24 protein-coding genes and 1 pseudogene are annotated in these 24,888 nt (G+C 67.4%); 18 read left to right on the top strand and 7 right to left on the bottom strand.

Going from position 1 to position 24,888, the window contains the following annotated elements:
* Window positions 1–10: 10 nt before the first annotated feature.
* Window positions 11–796, top strand: a complete 786-nt coding sequence (locus AB3K92_RS06725; RefSeq protein WP_369464708.1) for a YhfC family intramembrane metalloprotease — start codon at window positions 11–13, stop codon at window positions 794–796.
* Between the two features lie 271 nt (window positions 797–1,067).
* Complete coding sequence (locus AB3K92_RS06720; protein WP_369464707.1) at window positions 1,068–1,646, top strand: hypothetical protein; 579 nt, start codon at window positions 1,068–1,070, stop codon at window positions 1,644–1,646.
* A 48-nt stretch (window positions 1,647–1,694) separates the two neighbouring features.
* On the opposite strand, the gene AB3K92_RS06715 is transcribed toward AB3K92_RS06720, so the two are convergent.
* Window positions 1,695–2,279, bottom strand: coding sequence for a TetR/AcrR family transcriptional regulator (locus AB3K92_RS06715; RefSeq protein ID WP_021159936.1), 585 nt, complete (start codon window positions 2,277–2,279; stop codon window positions 1,695–1,697).
* 346 nt (window positions 2,280–2,625) lie between these two features.
* Between AB3K92_RS06715 and AB3K92_RS06710 the strand changes: the two genes are divergently transcribed.
* A complete protein-coding gene (locus AB3K92_RS06710) occupies window positions 2,626–3,330 on the top strand; it encodes an SDR family oxidoreductase (protein ID WP_369464706.1) in 705 nt (234 codons plus the stop codon).
* A 63-nt stretch (window positions 3,331–3,393) separates the two neighbouring features.
* Here the strand turns inward: AB3K92_RS06710 and fabV are convergent, their stop codons facing one another.
* On the bottom strand, window positions 3,394–4,596 hold the full coding sequence (gene fabV / locus AB3K92_RS06705) for an enoyl-ACP reductase FabV (RefSeq protein ID WP_021159934.1): 1,203 nt from the start codon (window positions 4,594–4,596) through the stop codon (window positions 3,394–3,396).
* A 161-nt stretch (window positions 4,597–4,757) separates the two neighbouring features.
* On the opposite strand from fabV, the gene AB3K92_RS06700 reads away from it, so the two are divergent.
* The 6 genes from AB3K92_RS06700 to AB3K92_RS06675 all read left to right on the top strand — a co-directional run bounded on the left by AB3K92_RS06700 (window position 4,758) and on the right by AB3K92_RS06675 (window position 10,392).
* Window positions 4,758–5,291: a GbsR/MarR family transcriptional regulator gene (locus AB3K92_RS06700; protein ID WP_011353812.1), complete on the top strand. Its 534-nt coding sequence runs from the start codon at window positions 4,758–4,760 to the stop codon at window positions 5,289–5,291.
* 88 nt (window positions 5,292–5,379) lie between these two features.
* Window positions 5,380–6,699 carry an SDR family oxidoreductase gene (locus AB3K92_RS06695; protein WP_369464705.1) on the top strand — a complete coding sequence of 440 codons (1,320 nt, stop codon included), beginning with the start codon at window positions 5,380–5,382 and terminating at the stop codon, window positions 6,697–6,699.
* Entirely contained in the window at window positions 6,696–7,166 is a 471-nt protein-coding gene (locus tag AB3K92_RS06690) for a DUF2269 domain-containing protein (RefSeq protein WP_021159932.1), read from the top strand. The genes AB3K92_RS06695 and AB3K92_RS06690 overlap by 4 nt, the downstream gene beginning before the upstream one ends.
* A gap of 96 nt (window positions 7,167–7,262) precedes the next feature.
* Window positions 7,263–8,129, top strand: coding sequence for a thiol-disulfide oxidoreductase DCC family protein (locus AB3K92_RS06685; RefSeq protein WP_369464704.1), 867 nt, complete (start codon window positions 7,263–7,265; stop codon window positions 8,127–8,129).
* Window positions 8,126–9,625: a TIGR01777 family oxidoreductase gene (locus AB3K92_RS06680; RefSeq protein ID WP_369464703.1), complete on the top strand. Its 1,500-nt coding sequence runs from the start codon at window positions 8,126–8,128 to the stop codon at window positions 9,623–9,625. Before AB3K92_RS06685 ends, AB3K92_RS06680 begins: the two co-directional genes overlap by 4 nt.
* Before the next feature lie 143 nt (window positions 9,626–9,768).
* On the top strand, window positions 9,769–10,392 hold the full coding sequence (locus AB3K92_RS06675; protein WP_021159929.1) for a glutathione S-transferase family protein: 624 nt from the start codon (window positions 9,769–9,771) through the stop codon (window positions 10,390–10,392).
* A gap of 81 nt (window positions 10,393–10,473) precedes the next feature.
* On the opposite strand, the gene AB3K92_RS06670 is transcribed toward AB3K92_RS06675, so the two are convergent.
* Together AB3K92_RS06670 and AB3K92_RS06665 are read right to left on the bottom strand one after the other, a co-directional pair.
* Window positions 10,474–11,910 (bottom strand): serine hydrolase domain-containing protein, encoded by a 1,437-nt coding sequence (locus AB3K92_RS06670; RefSeq protein ID WP_369464702.1) that lies wholly within the window; start codon window positions 11,908–11,910, stop codon window positions 10,474–10,476.
* A gap of 192 nt (window positions 11,911–12,102) precedes the next feature.
* Window positions 12,103–12,387, bottom strand: a pseudogene (locus AB3K92_RS06665) (hypothetical protein); the annotation flags it as partial.
* A gap of 88 nt (window positions 12,388–12,475) precedes the next feature.
* On the opposite strand from AB3K92_RS06665, the gene AB3K92_RS06660 reads away from it, so the two are divergent.
* The 5 genes from AB3K92_RS06660 (at window position 12,476) to AB3K92_RS06640 (ending at window position 16,673) form a co-directional block, all read left to right on the top strand.
* Window positions 12,476–12,895 carry an HIT family protein gene (locus tag AB3K92_RS06660; RefSeq protein WP_021159927.1) on the top strand — a complete coding sequence of 140 codons (420 nt, stop codon included), beginning with the start codon at window positions 12,476–12,478 and terminating at the stop codon, window positions 12,893–12,895.
* A 254-nt stretch (window positions 12,896–13,149) separates the two neighbouring features.
* Window positions 13,150–13,314 (top strand): hypothetical protein, encoded by a 165-nt coding sequence (locus tag AB3K92_RS06655; protein WP_369464701.1) that lies wholly within the window; start codon window positions 13,150–13,152, stop codon window positions 13,312–13,314.
* Between the two features lie 155 nt (window positions 13,315–13,469).
* Window positions 13,470–14,129, top strand: a complete 660-nt coding sequence (locus tag AB3K92_RS06650) for an isoprenylcysteine carboxylmethyltransferase family protein (protein WP_021159925.1) — start codon at window positions 13,470–13,472, stop codon at window positions 14,127–14,129.
* Window positions 14,130–14,508: 379 nt separating this feature from the next.
* Window positions 14,509–14,946 (top strand): hypothetical protein, encoded by a 438-nt coding sequence (locus AB3K92_RS06645; protein ID WP_027790397.1) that lies wholly within the window; start codon window positions 14,509–14,511, stop codon window positions 14,944–14,946.
* An 890-nt stretch (window positions 14,947–15,836) separates the two neighbouring features.
* Complete coding sequence (locus tag AB3K92_RS06640) at window positions 15,837–16,673, top strand: bifunctional allantoicase/(S)-ureidoglycine aminohydrolase (protein ID WP_048023509.1); 837 nt, start codon at window positions 15,837–15,839, stop codon at window positions 16,671–16,673.
* 250 nt (window positions 16,674–16,923) lie between these two features.
* Here AB3K92_RS06640 and AB3K92_RS06635 read toward each other — a convergent pair whose 3' ends face one another.
* Entirely contained in the window at window positions 16,924–17,859 is a 936-nt protein-coding gene (locus tag AB3K92_RS06635; RefSeq protein WP_059496273.1) for a LysR family transcriptional regulator, read from the bottom strand.
* A gap of 357 nt (window positions 17,860–18,216) precedes the next feature.
* Between AB3K92_RS06635 and AB3K92_RS06630 the strand changes: the two genes are divergently transcribed.
* From AB3K92_RS06630 to AB3K92_RS06620, 3 genes are read left to right on the top strand one after another with little or no spacing between them, the layout of a single operon-like run.
* A complete protein-coding gene (locus tag AB3K92_RS06630; protein WP_369464700.1) occupies window positions 18,217–19,653 on the top strand; it encodes an NAD-dependent succinate-semialdehyde dehydrogenase in 1,437 nt (478 codons plus the stop codon).
* A 13-nt stretch (window positions 19,654–19,666) separates the two neighbouring features.
* On the top strand, window positions 19,667–20,044 hold the full coding sequence (locus AB3K92_RS06625; RefSeq protein ID WP_021164021.1) for a carboxymuconolactone decarboxylase family protein: 378 nt from the start codon (window positions 19,667–19,669) through the stop codon (window positions 20,042–20,044).
* A complete protein-coding gene (locus AB3K92_RS06620; protein ID WP_369464699.1) occupies window positions 20,041–21,036 on the top strand; it encodes an NAD(P)H-quinone oxidoreductase in 996 nt (331 codons plus the stop codon). Before AB3K92_RS06625 ends, AB3K92_RS06620 begins: the two co-directional genes overlap by 4 nt.
* Before the next feature lie 174 nt (window positions 21,037–21,210).
* Here the strand turns inward: AB3K92_RS06620 and AB3K92_RS06615 are convergent, their stop codons facing one another.
* Together AB3K92_RS06615 and AB3K92_RS06610 are read right to left on the bottom strand one after the other, a co-directional pair.
* Window positions 21,211–21,561, bottom strand: coding sequence for a VOC family protein (locus AB3K92_RS06615; RefSeq protein WP_042978265.1), 351 nt, complete (start codon window positions 21,559–21,561; stop codon window positions 21,211–21,213).
* A 173-nt stretch (window positions 21,562–21,734) separates the two neighbouring features.
* Window positions 21,735–22,529, bottom strand: coding sequence for an aminoglycoside phosphotransferase family protein (locus AB3K92_RS06610; protein ID WP_369464698.1), 795 nt, complete (start codon window positions 22,527–22,529; stop codon window positions 21,735–21,737).
* A gap of 236 nt (window positions 22,530–22,765) precedes the next feature.
* Between AB3K92_RS06610 and AB3K92_RS06605 the strand changes: the two genes are divergently transcribed.
* Window positions 22,766–24,886, top strand: a complete 2,121-nt coding sequence (locus tag AB3K92_RS06605; RefSeq protein WP_369464697.1) for a penicillin-binding protein 1A — start codon at window positions 22,766–22,768, stop codon at window positions 24,884–24,886.
* Window positions 24,887–24,888: the final 2 nt, after the last annotated feature.

The following is a 24,888-nucleotide window of genomic DNA, read 5'->3' as shown; positions in this document are numbered from 1 at the left end:
GGGGCGCGCGATGCATCCCGTCGCTCCGGCGCTCCTGTTCCTTACGCTCGCGGCCGGTCTCGTCGCGCTGGTCGCGCCGGCGTGGCTCGCGGCCGCGTGGCGACGCCGCACGCAGGTGCCGCTTCGCGTGTTTTTCTACGGGATGCTGACCTTCTTCGTGTTCCAGCCGGTACTGCGCATGTCGTGGCAGATTCCGCTGTACCGCTGGCTTGCTCACGAGCCGCGCTGGCACCTGCCGATGCTCGTGTTCGCGGCATTGACGGCCGGGCTCTTCGAGGAATGCGGGCGCTGGGTCGCCTTCCGGTATCTGCTGCCGAAGCGGCATGATGCACCGACGGCCGTGATGCTCGGGCTCGGGCACGGCGGACTGGAGGCGATGCTGCTGGTCGGCGTCGGGTTTCTCGCGCTCGGCACGGCTTATCTGCTCGCGCACGCGGGTGTCGTGGTGCCGGAGGGCGTGCAGTCGCTGGTCGGGTCGCAGTTCGTGGGCATGACGCTCGCGTCGCCCGTTCTCGCGTTGCTCGAGCGCACGAGCGCGCTGGCCGCGCATGTCGGACTGTCGCTGATCGTGCTGCAGACGTTCGTGCGCGGAACGAAGCGCTGGCTGGGGTATGCGATTGCGCTCCATTTCGTGTTCGACTTCGTTGTCGTGCTGCTGACGCGGTACTGGCATGTCGATACGGTGCTGGTCGAGGCGACCCTGTTCGTGTGCAGTGCCGTGCTCCTGTTGCTGGGCATTCGCTGGAGCCGCCGGACAGCGGGTGCCGGAGGCGCGAGCACGGGGCACATCGCGTGACGGGCAGGGAGCGTGTCAGCCGTTTGCAGGGGTTCGGCCGCCGGATGGCCGGCGCATCTGATTATCCGGGCGGCATCAGCGGGAAAAGGTCCCGGGTTTGACGAAACGGCAGATCGCAACGGCAAGCGCCGGAATGTCTCCCCGGTCGCGGCGAGCGCAGGGCCCGGGGCGACCGCGCCCCGTCCGGGAATCAGGCAGGGCCGGAGACGTCGCCAGTCCGATATAGTCACGCAGGAAGATTTCAGCTGCACGCCCCGGAACCCCCGCCTCGATGAAACGCTCCCATGTCGTTTACGCCCTCACGGGCCTGCTTGTCGCGCTGCCGATTGCCGCGTATGCGCTGGTCAAGCCGCTGCGCGTCGTCGCGCCCGCGCTGGTTCCCGGCGTGTCGTGCCCGAGCGCCGATCTCTGCACCGACGATGCCGCGAGGCTCGGCGACGCACGGCAGCTCTATCGCGACGGTTATGCGCGCGCGGCGGCGGCCGTCGGCACGTTCCGGGAGGCGCCGCGCGTCGTGTTCTGTTCGACCCGCGCGTGCGCCGATGCATTCGGCCTCGGCCAGCGCGCGGCGCTGACGCTCGGGAATTTCGGCGTGGTTGTCGCACCGCGCGGCTGGCAGACCTACTTTCTCGCGCACGAGCTGATCCATCACCGCCAGGCGGAAGTGCTCGGCAACCTGGCCGTCGTGACCAAGCCGCGCTGGCTGATCGAAGGGATGGCGTATTCGCTCAGCGACGATCCGCGCCATCCGTTGGCGGAGCCGTTCGAAGCGTGGCGCACGCGTTTCGACGCATGGCATGCGGCGCTGGGCGGGCAGCCGCTGTGGGAGGCCGCGCGGGCGGTCGAATAGCGCGGGGCAAGGGCGCCGCGCGCGCCGTCTTGCCCCGCCGTCTGCCCGTCATGCCGGCGCGGACGGATCGTCGCGCCCGGCGGTGAGCGCGTCCCGCCCCGCCGCGAGAATTTCGTCGGCCAGCGCGGGCTCGGTGCCGGCGATCGCGCGCGACAGCACGAGCGCGCCGACCATCTGGCTGAAGACGGCGATCGCGTCGCGACGCGTCTGCGCCGGTGTCCCGCCTTCGACGGCCACCATCCGCTCCAGCCGGTCGAGATACGTGGCGAGGCCGTGCGCATAACACGCGCGCGCCGCATCGGTCAGTCGCGGCGCATCGCCCGCGAAACCGGACAGCGGGCACCCGGCCTCGACGTTGTCGCGATGCGCGGCCGACAGATACGACGCCACCTGCGCGTCGAGACTGCCGGCGTTCGGCGAATCCGCGCGGTCCTGCATGGCCTTTTCCATTACCTCGGCCACCAGCGCGTCTTTCGACTTGAAGTGGTTGTAGAAGCCGCCCTGCGTGAAGCCGGCTTCCTTCATCAGCTCCGTGAGTCCGACCGCGTCGACGCCGCGCACGCGGAACAGCCGCTCGGCGGCCGCGACAATCGCGCTCCGGTTCTCGGCAGCCTGCTGTCTTGAAACGCCCATCGATTCCTCCCTGATTTTTGCCGATCGCGTCGATTGAAAATCACAATGGCGACCACCATTGACATGAGCGGACTGCGTGAACACAATGCACGGCAAAGACAATGGTGATCGACATTGACATCGAGTGTAGCCGACTTGGCGGAGGGTGCAAAGCCGCTGCCGGAACAGCCGATGGCGATCGATCGGTGTCTTGGGCGCCGCCGGGGCACGTGTACCGGGCAACGGGCGGCTTGCCGCCTGCCGGCGGCGTACCGGTTCGGAACGCAATGGCAGCCTGGTTTTTCACCGGATCTCACGCGCGCGGCGAGCCGGCGCGCATGCGATTCATCATGCGAAAGGAAGCGTCATGAAGATCGAAGGTGCAGTGGTGTTCGTCACCGGTGCGAATCGCGGGCTCGGGCTCGAGTTCGCGAAGCAGGCGCTTGCGAGAGGGGCGCGCAAGGTCTATGCGGCGGCGCGCGATCCGGCCACCGTGACGCTGCCGGGCGTCGTGCCGGTGAAGCTCGACGTGACCGATCCGGCGGCCGTCGCGGCGGCCGCCGACGCGGCGCGCGACGTCACGCTGCTGATCAACAACGCGGGCATCGCGCGACTCGGCAGCCTGACGGACGACGGTGCGACCGACGCATTGCGCGACCATTTCGAAACCAACGTGTTCGGGATGCTGGCGATGTCGCGCGCGTTCGCGGGCATCCTCGCCGGCCATGGCGGCGGCGCGATCCTGAACATCCTGTCCGTCGCGAGCTGGGTGAACCGGCCGATCCTGTCGGGTTACGGCGTGTCGAAATCGGCCGCGTGGGCGTTGACCAACGGGCTGCGCCATTCGCTGCGCGAGCAGCGCACGCAGGTCGTCGGGCTGCATGCCGGCTTCATCGATACCGACCTGACGGCCGGCCTCGACGTGCCGAAGGCGACGCCGGCCGACGTCGTGCGCCAGGCGTACGACGCGATCGAAGCAGGGGAAGAAGAAGTGTCGACCGACGAGTTCACGCGGCAGGTGAAGGCCACGCTGTCGTCGGGCGTCTATCTGGAAGAACCGGCGCCGCGTTGACGCCGCCGGAGTCTCGAACCCGCGTCCCGCGCCGCGTGGGCGGTACGGGCGGCGGCCGGGCCGTCAGGCCGTGGTGTCGATGATGCCGGGGATCTTCACGTCCGGGTTCACGTCCGCGTCGTAGTCGACGCCGGCGATCTCGAAGCCGAACAGGCGCAGGAACTCGGTCTTGTAGCCGGCGAAGTCGGTCAGCTCGTACAGGTTGTCGTTCGTCACGTGGTTCCACTGCGCGACGACCTTCGCCTGCACCTGCGGATCGAGCTCCTTGTAATCCGCGCGCAGGCGGCCTTCCTCGTCGACGTGCGGCGTCGCACCGTACAGGCTGTCCTTGAACAGCCCGTACACCTGCTCGATGCAGCCTTCGTGCGTGCCGGTTTCCTTCATCGTCTTGAACAGCAGCGACAGGTACAGCGGCATCATCGGGATCGCCGAGCTTGCCTGCGTGACGACGGCCTTCAGCACCGACACGCGCGCATCGCCGCCGTGCGCGGCCAGCTTGTCGCGGATCGACAGCACCTTCTTGTCGAGATCCTTCTTCGCTTCGCCGATCGAGCCGTTCCAGTAGATGTCGTGCGTGATCTGCTCGCCGAGATACGTGAACGCGGTCGTCTTCGCGCCGTCGGCCAGCACGCCGGCTTCATCGAGCGCGTCGATCCACATCTGCCAGTCCTCGCCGCCCATCACGGCGACGGTGCCGTCGATCTCTTCCTGCGTCGCCGGTTCCAGCGTGACGTCGCGGATCACTTCCTTGTCGGTGTCGAGGCCGCGGAACGTGACCGTCTTGCCGATCGGCTTGAGCGTCGAGCTGATGGTTTCGCCCGTCTTCGGATGCGTGCGGCGCGGCGCCGCGAGGCTGTAGACGACGAGATCGACCTTGCCGAGATCCTGCTTGATGGTGTCGATCGTGACCTGCTTGACCTTGTCGGAGAATGCGTCGCCGTTGATGCTGCGCGCATAGACCCCTTTTTCGGCGGCGAATTTCTCGAACGCGGCGCTGTTGTACCAGCCGGCCGTGCCCGGCTTCGTTTCGCTGCCGGCGCGCTCGAAGAACACGCCGAGCGTGTCCGCGCCCGAGCCGAATGCGGCCGAGATCCGGGCGGCGAGGCCGTAGCCGGTCGACGCGCCGATCACGAGCACCTTTTTCGGGCCGTTGGCGATCGGGCCGTGCGAAGTCACGTAGTCGATCTGTTCCTTGACGTTGGCTTCACAGCCGACCGGATGAGTCGTCACGCAGATGAAGCCACGCACGCGCGGTTTGATGATCATGGAAACCCTCTAGTCAGAAAGGCAGAAACGGCCTGAAATCGGAAAAATCCCGCGCATTGTAATGGAAGCGGCCGATCGCGGGCGGGCGCGGCCGGAACCCGGCGGATCGTCCGGTTATTTCTCTCTTGACAGAAATAACTGAAATGCCTAAATTTCACGCCATGGAACTCACACCGATTGCCGAACGATTCATTCTCCACTGGGGCGAAATGGGCTCGCGGTGGGGCGTCAACCGCACCGTCTCGCAGATCCACGCGCTGCTGTATCTGGCCGGCCGGCCGATCGCGGCCGACGAGATCGCCGAGACGCTCAACGTCGCGCGCTCCAACGTCAGCACGAGCCTGAAGGAGCTGCAGGCGTGGCGGCTCGCGAAGGTCGTGCATGTGCTGGGCGACCGCCGCGACCACTTCGAGACGTCGACCGACATCTGGGAACTGTTCAAGCTGATCGTCGAAGGGCGGCGGCAGCGCGAGATCGAGCCGACGCTCACGGTGCTGCGCGATTGCCTGACGAATCCGGAGATCGCGAACGAGAGCCGCGAGACCGAGCAGCGCATCCGCGACACGCTGCAGTTCGTCGAGACGCTCACGACCTGGTCGGACGAGATGCTGCGGCTCAAGCCCGATACGCTGATGAAGGCGCTCGGCATCGGCGCGAAGATCAGCCAGACGGTCAGGCGCAAGCCGTCGAAGTAAGCGTGACGCGCAGTGCGGGCAGGCAGCCCGCTTTTTTTGGGATTGTTATTTCTGTTTGTACAGAAATAACTGTAAGTAGAGGATGAAAATGAACGCTGTCTTGCCGTCGACCTGCCCGCAGGGCCGCACCGGGGCGCGCCGCATGACGGTCCTCGTGTGCGGCGCGAACGGCTTCATCGGGCGGGCACTGTGCGCGCAGCTCGAAGCCGGCGGCCATCGTGTGCTGCGCGGCGTGCGGCACGCGGCCGGCCCGTGCGACGTCGCGATCGACTTCGCAGCCGACATCGATCCCGATGCGTGGCTCGCGCGGCTGAAGGGCGTCGATGTGGTGATCAATGCGGTCGGCATCCTCGCCGATCGGCGCGGCGCGACGCTCGACGCCGTGCACCGGGCCGCGCCATGCGCACTCTTTAGCGCGTGCTGCCGCGCCGGCGTGCGGCGCGTGATCCAGATCTCGGCGCTCGGCGTCGAGCGCGGCGGCACGCGCTACTTCGCCAGCAAGCTTGCCGCCGACCGCTTCCTGCAGGCGCTGCCGATCGACTTCCGGATCGTGCGGCCCGCGCTCGTCTACGGCACGGACGGCGCGTCCGCGCGGTTTTTCCGGATGCTCGCGAGCCTGCCCGTGCAGGTGCTGCCGGCGGGCGGCCGTCAGCGGCTGCGCCCCGTGCACGTCGACGATCTCGCCGAAGTCGTCGCGCGGCTCGTCGTGCAACCGGGCGATGCGTCGGCGGCCGGCCGCGCGGTGATCGACGTGGTCGGCAACGACGAAGTCGAATACCGCGAGATGCTGGCCCGCTACCGTGCCGCGCTGCGATTTCCGCCTGCCGCCCGCGTGACGCTGCCGGGCCCGCTGGCCGGCGCGGCGGCCGCGTTGCTCGGCACGCTGCCGGGCGCGATGTTCACGCGCGACACGTGGACGATGCTGCGTGGCGGGAACACCGGCGATCCGGCCGCCGTCACGACCGTGCTCGGCCGGCCGCCGCGCGGGATCGACGGCTTCATCGGCACGGAAGCCGCCGCGCTGCGTCGCGACGCGCTGGCGATGTGGCGTCGGCCGTTGCTGCGCGGCGCGCTCGCGATCGTGTGGATCTGGACGGCCATCGCCAGCGCGTTCATCCATCCGCTGCCCGCGAGCCTCGCGCTGCTCGCGCCTGCGCACCTGACGGGGCTGCCCGCGCTGATCGCGTTGTACGCGGCCAGCGCGCTGGACTTCGCGTTCGGCATCGCGACCGTCGCCGCGCCTTCACGGCGCCTGTGGGCGGCGCAAGCGGCGCTGATCGTCGCGTACTCGGCCGTCATCGCGGTCACGATGCCGGCGCTGCTCGCCGAGCCGTTCGGCCCCGTGCTCAAGAACGTGCCGATTCTCGCGATCCTGTTGATCCTTTTTTCAGAAGAAGAACAAGCATGAATACCTATCTCGTCATCAAGGCGCTTCACATCCTGTCCTCCGTGCTGCTGGTCGGCACCGGCTTCGGCACCGCGTTCTACCTGTTCTTCGCGAACCGCACGCAGTCGGTGCCGGCGATCGCGGCCGTGTCGCGCCTCGTGGTGCGCGCGGACTGGTGGTTCACGACGCCGGCCGTGATCTTCCAGCCGGCATCGGGGCTCTGGCTCGCGCACACCGCCGGCTGGCCGTGGCATACGCCGTGGCTGCTCGCATCGATCGTGCTGTATGCGATCGCCGGTGCGTGCTGGCTGCCGGTCGTGTGGCTGCAGCTCGAACTTGCATCGATGGCGAAGCTCGCCCATGCGAACGGCGACGCCGCATTGCCGGAGCGCTACTGGCGCTATGCGAAGCGCTGGGAACTGCTCGGCTACCCGGCGTTCTTCGCGATGCTGTCCGTCTACTTCCTGATGGTGCTCAAGCCGATGTAAGCACGTGGCCGCCGCCGCATGGGAGCGGCGGTACGGCGTGCGGGAAAGCAGTCGATCGATTCACGGTGCACGCAAGAACAAGAAGGAATGCGAATCATGGAATCAAATGAACTGGTGCTGTACTTCGACGGACGATGTCCGTTATGTGTCGCGCAGATACGGCGTCTCGGTGCCCGCGACGCGCAGCAGCGGCTGGCTTTCGTCGATATCGCCGGGCCGGGCTTCGACCCGGCGCCGCTGGGCGTCGGCCTGCCCGCGCTGAATCTCGAGCTTCATGCGCGTCTGCCGGACGGACGCATGCTGACCGGTGTGGACGGCATCCTCGCCGCCCATGCGCTGACCGGGCGCGGCTGGCTCGTCCGGCTGCTTCGCGTGCCGGTCGTGCGCGGCGTGCTGGCACCGCTGTATCGCCGCGTCGCGCGCAACCGGCATGCCCTTTCGCGCTGGCTCGGCTATCGCACCGAAGCGGCGTGCGACGGGCCGGCGTGCGGTGGCGACCGCGCCGCCGAACCCGCGGCCGAGCGTCCCGCGCGCGATGACATGCGCCGCATCGTGGTGACCTGGATGTACGGCGCGGCGCTTGCCCACCTGCTCGTCGGCATCGCCGTTCCGTGGGTGGCCGGCACGCCGTGGCTCGACGCGTATCACCGCGTCATCGAGCTGCATTTCTGGGCGGGTACGGCGCCCGGCCCGGCGCGTGCGCAGCAGGTCTGGTGGATGTCGCTGATCGGCGCGACGGTGCAATGCGCGTCGGTCTGGATGCTGGCGCTCGTCCACCTCGGCAACCGGCTGCGCCGGCGGGAAGTGTGGGGGTGGCTGCTGGCCGGCCTGTCGATCTGGGCGCCGCAGGACATGCTGTTTTCATTGCAGGCCCGAGTATCGGGCCACGTGGCGATCGACGCGGCGGCACTCGTTGCAATGGTGCCGCCGCTTGTGTGGCTGTGGAGGAGGGATACACCATGAACACCTTGCCTGCTTACGACTGGGCGCTCAACCTGCTGATCGTGCAGGGCGCGATGGGCGCGTTCGATACGCTCTATCACCACGAGCTCACGCAGGATCTGCCGCACAGCCCGCGCGCGCGGCTCGAGCTGGGGATTCACGCGGTGCGCTCCGTGCTTTACGGTCTCGTGTTTGCGTCGATCGCGAACGTCGCCTTTCATGGTGCGTGGGTCGCGGCCCTCGCGGCGGTGGTCGTCGTCGAGGTGGTGCTGACGTTGTGGGATTTCGTCGTCGAGGACCAGAGCCGCAAGCTGCCGGCGACCGAGCGCGTGCTGCACACGCTGCTGGCCGTCAACGGCGGCGCGCTGTTCGGGATGATCGCGATGCAGCTGGCCGTCTGGGCGCACGAGCCGACCGCGCTTCAGGTACTCGACCTCGGCTGGCGCGGCGGGTTGCTGAGCGTGTTTGCCGTCGGCGTGACGGTATCGGGCATCCGCGACGGAATCGCGGCCTGCCGGATCGCGCAACGCGCGCCGGCCGCCAATCCGTTCGCGGGGCAACCGCCGGGGAACGTGCTCGTCACGGGCGGCACCGGCTTCATCGGCGAAACCCTCGTGAACCATTTGCTCGATGCGGGCCATACGGTCACGTTGCTGGCGCGCGACCCGCTGCGCGCGGCCTACTCGTTTCAGGGCCGTGTGCGCAGCGTGACGTCCGCCGGGCAACTGCAGCCGCACGAGCGTTTCGACACGGTCATCAACCTCGCGGGGGCGCCGGTGCTGGGCGCGCGCTGGAGCAAGCGCCGGCAGGCGGTGCTGCTCGCCAGCCGCGTCGGCGTCACGGAATCGCTGATGCGCTGGGTCGAGACCGCCGAGGTCAAGCCCTGTACGTGGATCCAGGCGTCGGCGATCGGCTACTACGGCGTGCGGCCTGCCGACGAGCGGCTCGACGAGCGCAGCAGCGCCGGCAGCGGCTTCATGTCCGGGCTGTGCCGGCAGTGGGAGCTTGCCGCGCAGCCGCTCGAACGTCATGGCGTGCGCACGGTGGTGCTGCGGCTGGGCCTCGTGTTCGGCCCCGGCGGCGCGTTGCGCCCGATGCTGCTGCCGCACTACTTCGGGATGGGCGGGCGATTCGGCGACGGCACGCAGGTGATGAGCTGGATACACCGGGACGACGTGCTGCGGATCATTGCACGCGTGATGTCGAACGCGGGCATGCACGGCGTCTACAACGCGGTCGCACCCGCGCCGTTGACGCAGCGCGAGTTCGTGCAGGTCGTGTCGAAGGTGTTGCATCGCCCGGCCTGGCTGCACGTGCCGGCCGCGCCGCTGCGCGTCGCGATGGGCGAGATGGCCGAGCTGCTGCTGGACGGGCAGCGGGTGATGCCGGCGCGGCTGCATCAGGACGGATTCATGTTCCGGTTCCCGACGGCCGAGCACGCGCTGCGTGACCTGACGAACCGGCCGCATGGAGATTTCGCGCACGCGGCCTGCCGTTTGCCTCGCGGTCGTGTTTGACCGCTCTGCCCGTGCCCCGAAGGAAGTTCCCCAGGGGAAAAGGACGGAGGTTCCCGGAGCAAACCTGCTAAATTCGGCGTGAATGCGTTCGTGGCGCGTCGTGCGCCCCGAACGCTCCGCATCCGACCTCACAAGGAGACTGCATGCTGCACATCCTCGGCAAGATTCCGTCCATCAACGTCCGCAAGGTGCTGTGGCTGTGCACCGAACTGAACCTGCCGTTCGAACAGGAAGACTGGGGCGCGGGCTTTCGCACGACCAACGATCCGGCCTATCTCGCGCTGAACCCGAACGCGCTCGTGCCCGTCATCAAGGACGACGATTTCGTGCTCTGGGAATCGAACACGATCATCCGCTACCTCGCGAACCGTTACGGCGGCGACGCGCTGTATCCGGCCGAGCCGCAGGCGCGTGCGCGGGTCGATCAATGGATCGACTGGCAGGGCGCGGACCTGAACCGCTCGTGGGTCGGCGCGTTCCTCGGCCTCGTGCGGAAATCACCCGATCACCAGGATCCGGCCGGCATCGCGCAGTCGATCGCAGGCTGGACGAAGCACATGCAGGTGCTGAACGCACAGCTCGAAAAGACGGGCGCGTACGTGGCCGGCGATACGTTCACGCTCGCGGACATTCCGATCGGCCTGTCGGTCAACCGCTGGTTCGGCACGCCGTTCGAGCATCCGGAATTGCCGGCGGTGTCGCGCTATATCGAACGTCTCGCGACGCGCGAAGGCTTCAAGCAATACGCGGGCAGCGCGAATCCGTAAGGACGGGCCGGCAGGGTGTGAAGCGGCCGTGTTGCAATCGCTTCCGCTTCACGCCTGATTCATCGATCCACGTACCCGTCGTCACGCGCCGGGCGCCGGCACCGCGTCGAGCACGCGCGCAAGAAACGCCTCGTGGTTCCACGCGGATTCCGGCCGCGACAGCCCGAGCCGCACGACCACCAGTTGACGGCTCGGCACCACGCTCACGAACTGGCCTTCATGGCCGACCGCATGAAACGCGTCGGCCGGCATCGCGACCGCGTGCGGATCGCGATCGTTGAACGGCTCCGGCACCTTGACCCACAGCTGCGCGCCGTATTCCTGGCGCGACGACTGCGGCGTCGCGCGCGTCAGGTAGCGTACCCAGCCGTCCGGCAGCAGCCGCTGCCCGTCCCACACGCCGTCCTGCAGCAGAAGCTGCCCGAAGCGCGCCCAGTCGCGTGCGCTCGCATACATGTACGACGCACTGACGAGTGTGCCCGAAACATCGGGCTCGAACACCGCGCTGCGCATGCCGAGCGGCGCGAACAGCGCGCGACGCGGAAACGCGAGGTAGTCGTCCTCGCCGCCGCCCAGCGCTTCGCGCATCACGCGCGCGACGATCGCGCTCGTCCCGCTCGAGTAAGACCACTGTGTGCCGGGTGTCGCCGCGAGCGGCTTCGCCGATGCGAACCGCGCGGTATCGGGCTGCGTGAACAGCATCAACGCGACGTCGGACAGCGGGTCGTCGTAGTCCTCGTTGAATTGCAGGCCGCTCGTCATCCGCAGCAGCTCGTCGAGCGTGATGGCCGCGCGCGGATCGCCGCTGCCGCGCCATTCGGGCAGCAGCGCCGACGTATCGGGCGACAGCCTGTGTTGCGCGACGAGCGCGCCGGCCAGCGCGGCCGTCACGGTCTTCGTCATCGACCAGCCGGGCAGCGGCGTGTCGGCCGTGAAGCCGGGCGCATAGCGTTCGGCGATCACCTGGCCGCGCCACATCACGACGACCGCGCGCGTGCGCCGCGGTCGTGCCGGATCGGGCTCGTCGAACGCGCGGTCGAGCGCGGTCTGCAGTTTCCGTGCGTCGATACCAGCCGGCGGCGTGGCCGGCGCGGCTGGTGCGGCTGGTGCGGCTGGTGCGGCTGGTGCGGGCTGCGCGGGCGGTGGATCGGGGAGGGGCGGCAGCGCGGCCGGCAACGCGGCGGGCGACGGCCCGATCGCGAGCGTGCAGCCGAGCCCGGGCCGGAAGTCGGCTTCGCGCCGGGCGAAGCCGGCGAAGGTCGCCACGGCGCGATGATGGTCGGGATCGATCGACGGGCGGACCAGTTTCAGCAGCGGATGCACGCCGGCCATGATGTCGACGTCGATCACGGACGCGGCAGGGCGGCCCGATACGTACACGCCGGAACACAGCGCCTTCGCCGCATAACCGGTCGCGACCGGCGCGAGCCGGGACAGCATGTAGCCCGTGTAGCCGATCGCGGCGACGGCCGCGAGCGCGACGCCGCGCAGGATCGGCTTCTTGAAGGGGATCGTCATGCGCGGGTGTCCTCGGTTGTCTGAAGGCGGAACACGAACCGGCAGTGTCGCAGGTTCGGGCCGGCGGTGGCAATCGCGAGGGGCGGCGATGCCGGGCAGCGTCGACAGCGCGCAGATAACCCGGCGTGTGCGAATCGTGTGTGTCGATCGCCCGTGTCGAACGGGCCGCGCACGGCCCGTTCAAGTGGCGCGTCATTGCGCGTTGTCGTTGTCGGAGCGCAGGGTCCGGACCGTCGCGGTATTCGTGTTGTCGTCGACGGCCGCGAATTGCCGCTGGCCTTTGCTGCCGTGCCCGAACGCCAGGCCGAACGCGGCCCCTGGAACGGTGTCGACCTGCATTTGCGCGACGGAGCGCCCGTCCACCGTGAATTCGACGATCTCGCTCGGCTGCTGCGGGGCGGCGTTGACCGCGTCGCCGTTCGCGGTCACGAGATGCCCGTTCGGTGCGAGCGCCAGCGCGAGCGGGCCTGACAAGTTGAAATCCGACCCGTCGCCGGCCGATAATCGTCGGGCATTGCACTCCCGCTTTACCGCTTTCCCAGTCCAACCGATATCGGAAACCGACATGTCCTACGACAACAACAACCCGTTCGCCAGAATCCTGCGTGGCGAACTGCCGTGCGTGAAGGTCGCGGAAGACGACACGACGCTCGCGATCATGGATCTGATGCCGCAGGCCGACGGCCACGTGCTCGTGATCCCGAAGGAGCCGGCCGCGCAGATCTTCGACTTGTCCGGCGATGCAGCCGCGGCCGGCATCCGCATGACGCAGCGCGTCGCGGCGGCGGTGCGCGCGGCGCTCGAGCCGGACGGTGTGTTCATCGGCCAGTTCAACGGCGCGGCAGCCGGCCAGACGGTTCCGCACGTGCACTTCCACGTGATCCCGCGCTGGGAAGGCGCCGAGCTGCGGATGCACGCGCGCGAGATCGCCGACGCGGCGACGCTCGAAGCGCTCGCGCAGCGCATTCGCGCGCGCTTCGTGTAACGCGTCGATTGCACGCGGCACGGCGCGCCGCGGCACATCGGCCGGCCGCCGCGCCATCGTCTGTTTCAGCGGTCATGCGAGGTAACACGTGTAACCGGCGGCGAAACTCGTCCCGGCCGACCCGGCGCTAGACTCGGCGCATTGCTTCATCGAGCGACAGGAAGGGCGGATTGCCTCTTCGTGCCGGCCGTCGCACCTCGCGACGACGCGGCGTTCGCGAGGTGCCATTCGTCTTTCGCGCCGGGAATCGAGCCATGTCCAGACTTCTCATCACGCTTGCCCTGATCGGCGGCCTGTCCGGCTGCTACGTCGCGCCGCCGTACGGCTACGCGCCCGCGCCGGTCTACTACGGTTATGCGCCGGCGTATTACGCGCCGCCTGTCAGCGTCGGGATCGGCGGCCACTTCCGCGTCCGCTGATCCGGCACCGGGCGCGGGCCCCGGCCGCCCCGGCCAGGGTCGTGGCGTTGTGCCGGACGATGCGCGCGGATTCGCGGCCGCATGACGGCGGTGCGCTGCGCGGCGTGCGCGCGGTTCCTATACTTCACAGGAAAGCGCACTCCGGCGAGGCAGTCATGACAGTCACCCGCAAGGTCGCCGCCCTGTCGGGCATCTCCACGCTCGTTTATCTCGGGCTCGCGGTGCTCGGCAGCGGCGGGTTCGCGGCCTTCTTCTCGCATCCGCCGCTGACCGTCGTCGTCGTCGCGACACTCGCGATGGCCGTCGCGGCGATGTTCACCGAAGGCAACCTGAGCAGCGGCGAGCGCGAGAACCGCGACAACCGCTGGGTGCTCGCGGCGTTCGCGGTGAGCGGGTTCCTGCTGGCCTACCTGCCCGCGCTGACCGACCGGCTCGACTTCTGGACCTTCGGCGGCGACGCGGTGCGCTGGGCCGGCGTTGCGCTCTACATCGCGGGCGGCGTGCTGCGCATCTGGCCCGTGTTCGTGCTCGGCAAGCGCTTCAGCGGGCTCGTCGCGATCCAGCCGGGCCATACGCTCGTGACCGACGGCATCTACCGCCGCATCCGCAATCCAAGCTATCTCGGGCTGCTCGTCAACTCGGTCGGCTGGGCGCTCGCGTTTCGCTCGGGTGTCGGCGTGCTGCTGGTCGTGTTGACGATGATCCCGCTCGTCGCGCGTATCCGCTCCGAAGAGGCGCTGCTGCGTGCGCAATTCGGCGCCGAGTACGACGCGTATTGCGCGCGAACCTGGCGGCTGCTGCCCGGCGTGTACTGACCCCCCTTCATTTTTCCCAGACGGTCGTTTCCGGGCCCGCTCACGACACGTGCCCGATGTGTTGCCACGTGTGTCGCAAACGTGCGACGTCCCGCATGGGCGACCCGTCGCTGCGCAGGGCCGGAACCTACGCAAAGCCAATGCCGGCGCGGGTTTGCGGGCATTCTGGTGCGGGCGTTCGGGGGCGCCTGTTCGTAAACAACTTGTTACCAGAATGTCGACGGCAAGGATGCGGGACCGGTGCTATTCTTCGCCGCAAGCTCATTGAAATGAATTGGTCCGCGGTTCGGCACAATGCCGGATCCGACGTCGATCGATTCAGATCGTCGTACCGAGCGGACCTTCGATAACCAGATTGCGAACAAGGAAGAATACGGGAATGTGGAAGAAAATCGCCCCCGCTCTCGTCGTCGCCGCGCTGACCGGCGCGACTGCGCTGCCGGCCCTGGCAGGTGACATGAACAACGCGCTTGGCGGCGCGCTCGGCGGGGTAGCCGGCGCAGCGGTCGGCGGTGCGCTCGGCGGCAGCACGGGCTCGGTGATCGGCGGCGCCATCGGCGGCGGCGCAGGCGGCGCGGTGACGTCGAACCGTCGCGAGCGCACCGGCGCGATCATCGGCGGCGCGCTCGGCGGCGGCGCAGGCACCGCGGCAGGCAACGCGATGGGCGGCCGCACGGGCGGCCTGCTGGGTGCGGCGGTCGGCGGCGGCGCCGGCGCGGCGCTCGGCGGCAACATGTCGCGCAGCTCGTACGAGCGCGATCATGGCGATCGTGGCTATCGCCACCGCAAGCATCGTCACCACCGCGACTGGGACTGATCGCCGCTCGCGCGGCACGGTGCGCGAACCGCGCACCGGCGCGTAGACGGCGTCGGCTTCCGACGCGAGATTCGGCCCGGCGGCCTGCCGGGCCGCCATCGCCGGCCAGACCGGCGAACATTTTCCGGCTTCACCAGCCGCGGCCGGATGCCCGATCGACGGGCCGGCCAGTTTCCCCTCCTCGCAGCATTTCCCCGTTTTCCGGCTACACCGCCTCTCGCGACGGAATGCGTTCGCGCAGCGTCGACATCCTTGGCGTTCCGTTCGACCCCCGTTCGATCCGCGTTCTGCCCCGTTGCCTCGTTCCGGTCCGACGACGGCTCATGATCGGTGCGGAGCGGTTCGCAGTCGAGCACGCTTCGGCGCACGCCAATCTGCGTAACCGGATGTATCGCGACCCGCGTGCGCGACGGGCGTGACCGCAGTTGCATACCCGCGCCTCCAGCGCCGCCGACGTGCGTTTGCACGGCCCGCCCGTCAGGATTTCCCGGATAGTCAGACCGTCGCGCCACGCTCCGTCACCGCGGATCGCGGGTGCCGGCAGGTAGTGGGAAATCGAATGGAATCCATCGCAACATTTAATTGGTCGATTGCGAACGACTTCGCTATCGTCGGCGATGCTCGCGTACGGCGTCGAACCGTGCCGCCGGCCGCGCGTCGCCGCATGAACGCGAGCGCCACGGCCTGGCCGCCGGCCCCACAAGCATGGGCCGCTGCGTCCGATGAACCGGGCGAACCCGTCGCGAAGCCTGGCCGACCGAACGAAGGCGCGTGCGCCTTCAAGCCACCCCGGCAACGATGTCCCGCCGCCGCATGCGTGCCCCACACGCATGCGTGTCGCCGATGCCGTTGGCGCCCGGGGCCGGACCAACCCATTGCCTGGATGCACTATGTCTAAGACAACGTATTACGCGCCGCACGGCGGCCACCCGCCGCAGACCGATCTGCTGACCGATCGCGCGATGTTCACCGAGGCGTACGCGGTGATCCCGAAGGGTGTGATGCGCGACATCGTCACGAGCTGGCTGCCGTTCTGGACGAACACGCGCCTGTGGGTGATCGCCCGCCCGCTGTCGGGTTTCGCGGAAACCTTCTCGCAGTACATCGTCGAAGTGAACCCGGGCGGCGGCAGCGACAAGCCCGAGCAGGACAAGAATGCCGAAGCCGTGCTGTTCGTCGTCGAAGGCGAAGCCGAGCTGACGCTGCAGGGCACGAAGCACGTGCTGAAGCCGGGCGGCTACGCGTTCATTCCGCCGGGCGCGGACTGGACGCTGCACAACGTCAGCGATGCCGCGGTGCGTTTCCACTGGGTGCGCAAGCATTACCAGGCCGTCGACGGCATTCCGCTGCCGGAAGCATTCGTGACCAACGAGCAGGACGTCGAGCCGATCCCGATGCCGGGTACCAACGGCGCATGGGTGACGACGCGCTTCGTCGACATGAGCGACATGCGCCACGACATGCACGTGAACATCGTGACGTTCGAACCGGGCGGCGTGATTCCGTTCGCTGAAACGCACGTGATGGAGCACGGGCTGTACGTGCTCGAAGGCAAGGCCGTCTATCGCCTGAACCAGGACTGGGTCGAGGTCGAAGCGGGCGATTTCATGTGGCTGCGCGCGTTCTGCCCGCAGGCATGCTATTCGGGTGGCCCTGGCCGCTTCCGCTACCTGCTGTACAAAGACGTGAACCGTCACATGAACCTGACGCTGAATCCGGCGCGCTGAAGCGCCGCGCAAGTCGGACACGAAAGGCCGCCGGTGCAAGCCGGCGGTTTTTTTCGCGCGCTTCGTGGGGCGGAACGTCGGCGAACGGCTGCAATGGATCGGGAACCGGTCGCGACACATCGAGTCCGGCACGAGCGGCACGGTATGCGGATTCGTCGATCCGCCGTAATGGCAGTGTCACAACCGCATACGCTCAATGCGAGGAGGGCGGCACCGCGAAACCGGATACCCATGCCGACAGCGAAGTGGCTCATGAGACCGTGATGGCGAGCTCCTCCGCATACGCATTCAACTGGTCACCTACCCGCACCTTCAGTACATCGATGAACCGTTTGATTTTCGCGTCGACGAACTGACGGGACGAATACATCGCATACACGTTGCGCTGAGCGGTGTGGAATTGAGGCAGGACACGAACGAGCGATCCTTTTCGCAACTCGTCGATTGCCGAGAAGGCGGCGATCAGCCCGATTCCGGCGCCTTCCTGCAGCACAGTGGACATGGCATCCATGTCGTTGACACCGAAGTACGATCCCGTCGGACGATACACCGCGTCACCGGCCCTGCCTTGCAGATGCCACTCGTCGGGTGCGTAATCGACCGTGCTGAGGAGCACGCACGTGTGATCGGCGAGATCTTCCACACATTCGGGAGCCGGATGCCGTGCCAGATAATCGGGCGATGCCGCCAGAACGCAGTGGCTTGCACCGATCTTCTGGCTCACATACGCCGAGTCCGGCAGCGTACGCGCAATCACGATCGCCACGTCGAGCTGCTCTTCCAGCAGATTCGGCATTCGCTGCGACAGCATGAGATCGACCGATACTTCCGGGTATGCGCTTCGATAGGCCAGCACGGCTTGCGAAACCAGTCGACGGCCCAATCCGGGAACCGCGTGCACGCGTAATACACCGCGCGGCTCCAGGAGCGCATCGCGGGCTTCCGCTTCTGCCCGCTCGATGTCCGACAGGATCGCAACGCTGCGCTCGTAAAAACGTCGCCCCGCATCGGTGACCACGAGCCGTCGCGTCGAGCGCTGCAGCAACCGCGTATTGAGATTGTCCTCGAGTACCGAGACCGCTCGGGAAATGTTGCCGACCGTCGTATCGAGGTGGTTTGCGACAGCCGTGAAACTGCCCATCTCGACCACTTTCGCAAACACCGACATGGTGTGAACCTTGTCCATTACGCACCCTGGTTTTGAATTTTTCGTCGAATCGCTGCGTTTCGGCCCGCGCGAGCCAGTGATCATAGAGCGCGCGCCTGTTCCATGCAGTCAGCGCGCAAGAGCGTGTCGTTTTTGTGCATCCTTTCAATATGCCTTCATGCCGGCAGGGGATTTTCTCTCCCCAGACAAGATTCATTCTTTCCGGCCCCTCTAAGTTGCCGCCGGCTTCACCCCTAGACTGGGTCCCGAAGTCAGGCAGTCAGAACACGGACGTTTGAAACCCGAGCTCGGCCCGACACGGCGTGGCGCGGTTCCCCTATCCGGCTCGCGGCGAACACATATTGAATCGCATTCCTAACCATAGAAGGCAATACCATGGACATCAGTTACGACGCACTTCACCTTTTCATCAACGGCGAATGGATCGGCGCGAGCGAACGCGAAACGGCGCCGGTGATCAATCCCGCCACGCAAATCGAGATCGGGCGCGTGCCGCTGGCGACGGCAGCCGACCTGGATCGCGCCCTGCAGGTCGCCTCGCAGGCGTTCGACGTCTGGCGCAACACCGTGCCGGCCGAACGCGCGCGCATTCTCAAGCGCGGGGCGGAGCTGATGCGCGAGCGCGCCGAGCACATCGCGACCGTCATGACGCTCGAGGAAGGCAAACCGCTGGCGGAAAGCCGCGACGAAGTCCTGCGGGCCGCCGACTATTTCGAATGGTTCGCCGAAGAGGCGCGTCGCATCGACGGCCGCGTGGTGCCGTCCAACCGCCCGGGTGTGCAACAGCTCGTGAAGAAACAGGCGATCGGGCCTGTCGCCGCCTTCACGCCGTGGAATTTTCCGGCGATTACCCCGGCGCGCAAGCTGTCCGCCGCACTCGCCGCCGGATGCAGCGTCATCATCAAACCCGGCGAGGAAAGCCCCGCAACGGCGCTCGCGCTGGCACGCGCACTGGATGACGCCGGTTTGCCGAAGGGCGTGCTTCAAGTCGTGTTCGGCGTGCCCGACGAGGTGTCGAAGCACCTGATCGCTTCCCCGGTCATCCGGAAGGTGACGTTCACGGGCTCGGTGCCGATCGGCCGTCTGCTGTCGGCGCGCGCAGCCGAAGGCGTCAAGCCCATCACGCTGGAGCTGGGCGGCCACGGGCCCGTCCTCGTATTCAACGATGCGGATGTCGAGAAGGCCGCGGTCGAAGGCGCGGCGAACCGCTTTCGCGGGACGGGCCAGATCTGCATCTCGTCGACGCGCTTCCTGATCCAGCGCGAAGTCTACGACGCGTTCGTCGGGCACTTCGTGCGTGCCGCCAACGCGCTCAAGGTCGGGAACGGCATGGATGCGGGCACGCAGGTCGGGCCGCTGGCCAATCCGCGCCAGCTCGCCAAGATGGAGGAACTCATCGCCGATGCGGTGGAACGTGGCGCAACGGTTCTCGCCGGCGGAAAGCGCATCGACGGCGAAGGGTACTTCTTCGAGCCCACGGTGCTGGCCGACGTCCCGAAGGACGCGCGCGTGATGCACGAAGAGCCGTTCGGCCCGATCGCGGTGCTGATGCGCTTCGATGCGCTCGCCGACGGGCTCGCCGAAGCGAACCGGTTGCCGTACGGGCTCTCCGCCTACGCGTTCACGAGCAGTGCGCGCACGGCCATCGATGTGGCAGACGGTCTCGAAGCCGGCATGATCGGCATCAACCAGTACCGCATCGTCTCGACCGAACTCCCGTTTGGCGGCATGAAGGAAAGCGGCCATGGTTCGGAAGGCGGCGCCGAGGGCATCGAGTATTACCTGACACGCAAATTCATCAGCCAGGTTTAAAGGGAGCATCGACATGTCTCACGCAGATTTCAGCAGCCCGCGGGAAGCCGCACGCGCCTTTACGCCGACGCTCTCGGCATTCGTCGACGACACGCTCTATCCGCGCATCTGGAACGACCCGGCGCTGTCGCCGCGCGACCGCAGCCTCGTGACCGTCGCCGCGCTGATCGCGGGCGGCCATCTCGACGAGTTGCCGGCGCACCTGCGTCGTGCCGTGACGAACGGTGTCACGCGGGAAGAGCTGTCGGCGGCCATCACTCACCTCGCGTTCTATGCGGGGTTTCCCGCGGCGATCTCGGCATCCGCCGCGGCGCAGGCAACGCTTGGCGCGCAACCTCGGTCCGACGATGTCGCCGGCCATTCATCCACGACGCAGGAAGGTGTGAAATGAAAGCCATCACATTCAGCGAATTCGGCGAGGCCGAGGTTCTCCAGCTCGCCGAGGTCCAGGCTCCCGAAGTTCGTCCCGACGATCTGCTGGTGCGCGTCCATGCCGCAGGCGTGAATCGCGCGGATCTTACGCATCGGCGAGGAGGATACGGCCGGCCGAACTTCGGCGACTCGACGATCATGGGGCTCGAAATCGCCGGCGAGGTGGTCGAGACCGGACCTTCCGTTCAGGGTTACAAGGTCGGCGATCGTGTCATGGGCGTAGTGGGCGGCGGGGCCTATGCAGAACTGGCGCGCATCGACTGGAGAATGGCGATGCCCATTCCCGCAACGATCGACTACGTGCACGCGGCGGCGATACCGGAAGTCTTCGTCACTGCGCACGAAGCGTTGTTGCATCTTGGCCGGTTGCAGCATGGCGATTCGGTGCTGGTTCACGCGGCGGCGGGCGGAGTGGGTTCCGCGGCAGTCCAGCTGGCCTACGCAACCGGCGCGACGATATTCGCGACCGCCGAAGCTTCGAAGCTGGAACGGATCGTTCAACTGGGTGTGGACCATGCGATCGACTACAAGACGCAGGACTTCGCGGAAGTCATCGCCGACAAGACAGACAAGCGCGGTGTCGACGTGGTTATCGACTTCGTCGGTGCACCGTATTTCGCGCGGAACATCGCATCGCTCGCAAACGGAGGGCGGCTGGTGCAGGTCGGCATTCTGGGTGGGGGCGGTGACGTGAGCGTGAGCCTCGAACAGATCCTGTACCGTCATCTGCAAATCATCGGCACGGTGATGAAGTCGCGCGACCAGCGCGAGAAACACGCGATGGTCCGGCGGTTTCGTGAACATTGGCTGGACCGCTTTGCGGGAGGGGCGGGCCTGGAACCGGTCGTCGACAGCATGTTTCCTCTCGCCGATGCCGCGGCTGCCCATCGACGGATGGAGTCGGCCGTGAACGTCGGAAAGATCATCCTGACGATGGGCGAAAACGCCTGACGTGGCGTTTGCTCATGTCGGATGCCGGTGCATGAAGCTGTTGAGCAGGTGAGCGGAGCGAAGCGACCACCCGGCCGGATTGCGTGATCGACATGCGTCGCAACTCTTGCAACGGCCCTTCGTCGCCGCCAAGCGGTCGTTCGCAGGACGTGCGATGAAGTGGAAAGCCGCGGGCTAGTCGCGGCACATGCAAAGCTCGAACTCGTGTCCGTCGGGGCTGCTCAATACAATGCTTTTCATGGACTCGATCTTCAATCCGTCCATCACGATGGAGGCTCCGTTTTCTGTTGCCCGCTTCACGAATTCGTGAAGCGCCTTTTCTTCGAACTCGAAGACAGGGACGGAGCCGCTACCTTTTATCTCGTCTCCGAAATCGTTTAACAAAAGGCCCAGTCTGTTTGTGCCGATCATGAATTCGGTCCACTTGCCGGACCGCTTGAGCGGTGCGTATCCAAGTAGCCGCTCCCAGAAAGAAGCGGACGTCTCCATATCACTCACCTTCAAATACACGGTCCGAAGTTTCATGACGTGTCCCGGAAATGGATGCGAATCGAATGTATCAGACGCCAAAATAATTGGTTCACGGCAGCGTCGGCCTGGCTCATGCAGTGATTGAAGCTCGAGCACGATGCGCCGGGCGTGACCGTCCATCAGCGGGCGTGCGTTACCGGCCCCGTTTTCATGGTCGGTGCGTATCGCTACAGATCGAGCGCGATTGCCGCGAGTCGCGCAACCTGCAACCGCGTGTCGGGCGGCAGGTCGTCCTCCATCAGCCACACGGCCGACAGGGCCGCCCACGCGAGAATCCACTGCAGGAGCCGACGGCGATCGAGTCGCGCGGCATCGGACACGCACACGACGCGTTGCGTGAAGCGCGCCGGATCGGCCGCGATCTCGTGCGCGGGATTGCAGAACAGGTTCGCGTAGTCGAACGCACGATCGCCGCGCAACCCTTTCGGGTCGATCGCGAGCCAGCCGCGATCGCCGAAATGAAGAATGTTGTCGTGATGGATGTCGCCGTGCAGGACGACTTCGTCGACGGGCGGCCCGGCCAGCAGTTCGCGCGCGATCGTTGCCGAGCGATGCAGCACGTCATTGCCGATGTCGTCCGACAGCAGCGAACGGAACCAGTCGCGCAACGGCACGACCGAAACCGGCTCCGGCGCGCGATGCGCGTGCAGCCGGGCGACGACGCCGCATGCGATGCGCATCGTGTCGTCGTCGTGACCCGATGCGGACAATTGGGCCAGCGACGGCGCGGGCTGCGCGCGCTCGAGCAGGATCGCGTCGCTGTCGTGCTGCCACACCTGCGCCGCACCGTGCCCGTTCCACCATGTCATCAGCGCGTTGCCGCGCCGCTCTTCGTCGCAGGTGGCGACCTTCAGCATCGCGGGCCGCGCCTGCCAGAGAACGGGCAACAGGCCGCCGCTCGCGGTCAGGATCGGGCCGCCGTCGGGTACGAGGCCCCACAGGGCGAGGTATCGATCGAACATCCCACGATGCTACAGGCGAAACGGATCGCGCGCAGCGCGGTTCTCCCGGCCGTGTTTGACGTGCCCGCATGTTCGACGTGAGCCGCCCGACGCACTTTCCTAAATAAAATTTAGCCTGCCAAACTTTGGCTAAAGAATGTTCCGGTTTCGCGCGATCCCTTCGACAATGCGCGCCTTTCGTGACGGTCGGTGCATATCGCGCGCCGGCCGTCGCAGCATCGAAGAAGGAGCCCGACATGACCGACCACACCGCATCCCCTCCGCCGCCGCCCGTGCCGCCGCCGCGCCGCCGTCGCGCATGGCGCACGCTCGCGGGCGCGCTGCTCGGCCTGACGCTCGCGTGCGCGGGCATCGGCGCATGGACGGTCCATCGCATCTGGACGCAGCTGCCGTCCGTCGAGCACCTCGCCGTCTATCGTCCCGCGCTGCCGCTGCGGATCTTCTCGCGCGACGGCGACCTGCTCGCCGAATACGGCGTCGAGCGGCGCGAGTTCGTGCCGCTCGAACGCATCCCGCCGCTGATGCGCCACGCGCTGCTCGCGGCCGAGGACGCGAAGTTCTATCAGCACGGCGCGGTGGATGTCGGCGGCCTCGCGCGCGCGACGTTCGCGAACGTCGTGACGGGGCAGCCGGGGCAGGGCGGCAGCACGATCACGATGCAGGTCGCGCGCAACTTCTACCTGACGCGCGACAAGGTGCTGAGCCGCAAGCTCGCCGAGATCCTGATGGCGGTCAAGCTCGAACGCGAATACAGCAAGGACAAGCTGCTCGAGCTATACATGAACGAGATCTACCTGGGTGAGCGCGCATACGGTTTCGCGGCGGCGGCGAACGTGTATTTCGGCAAGCCGCTCGACGCGCTGAACGCGGGCGAGGCGGCCGTGCTCGCGGGGCTGCCGAAGGCGCCGTCCGCGTTCAACCCGGTCGTCAATCCGGCGCGCGCGACTGCGCGGCGCAATTACGTGCTCGGGCGGATGCATGCACTCGGCCAGCTCGACGACGCGACGTACCGTGCGGCCGTCGACGCGCCGATCGCGCTGGCGACCACGCCGCCGCCCGGGATCGTCGCCGCGCCGTACGTCGCCGAACGCGCGCGCCGGATGATGGTCGAGCGTTTTCACGACGACGCCTATACGCTCGGCCTCGACGTGACGACGACGATCTCGATGCGCGACCAGCGCGCGGCCGAAGCCGCGCTGCAGCGTCAGCTGAGCCGGCAGCCGGGCGCGAAGCGCGATGCGCGCAACGGGCTCGAAGGCGCACTCGTGTCGCTCGATGCGGCCACCGGCGACATGCTCGCGCTCGTCGGCGGCGCGGATTTCAATCGCAACGTGTTCGACCATGCGCTGCAGGCGTATCGCCAGCCGGGTTCGAGCTTCAAGCCGTTCGTCTATTCGGCCGCGCTGGAAAAGGGCTACTTCCCGGGTGTACTCGTCGACGATACGCAGCGCACGCTCACCCATGAGGAAACCGGCGCGCGGCCGTGGCGTCCGCGCAATTTCGGCAACCGCTACGAGGGTTTCATCCCGGTGCGGCGCGGGCTCGTGCGCTCGAAGAACCTGGTCGCGGTCAGCCTGATGCAAGCCACCGACGCGCGCTACGTGCAGCAGCACGCGGTGCATTTCGGTTTCGACGCGCAGCGCAATCCGGCGTCGCTGCCGCTCGCGCTCGGCGCGGGCGCGGTGACGCCGCTCGAACTCGCGAGCGCGTACAGCGTGTTCGCGAACGGCGGGACGCGAATGGAGCCGCGCCTGATCCTGTCGGTGAAGCAGCGCCACGGCGGCGCGATGTACGAGGCCACGACGCCGGAAGGCGCGCGCGTCGTGTCGGCGCGTAACGCGTTCTTGATGGACAGCATGCTGCGCGACGTCGTGAAGGCCGGCACCGCGCGCGGCGCGCTCGCGCTGCGCCGCGACGACGCGGCCGGCAAGACGGGCACGTCGAACGGGTCGAAGGATGTGTGGTTCGCCGGCTACTCGTCGGGTATCGTCGCGGTCGCGTGGCTCGGCTACGACACGCCGCGCCCGATGGGGCGCGCGACCGGCGCGACGCTGGCGCTGCCGGTCTGGCTCGACTACATGAAGACGGCCGTCGACGGACGCACGCCGGTCGATGCGACGCCGCCGCAGGACGTCGCGCTCGTCGACGGCGATTTCGTCTACGCCGAATACACGCGCGGCACGTGCACGGCCGACGTGCCGGCGTATATCCGCAGCCGCTTCGCGTGCGGCGGCGCAGCGGCACAGGACGCCTCCGATGCGCCGGCCGGTAGCGGCAAACCCGACGCGCCGCTGCCCGCGGCCGTCGACGCGGCCGAGCGCGAACGCGTGCTCGACCTGTTCCGTACCGACGACTGACG

Origin of the sequence: Burkholderia sp. Bmkn7, from assembly GCF_041103175.1 — a bacterium.
Lineage (GTDB): Bacteria > Pseudomonadota > Gammaproteobacteria > Burkholderiales > Burkholderiaceae > Burkholderia > Burkholderia cepacia.
The sequence above is the reverse complement of the archived record's forward strand: the minus strand, read 5'-3'. Positions and strand labels throughout refer to the sequence as shown.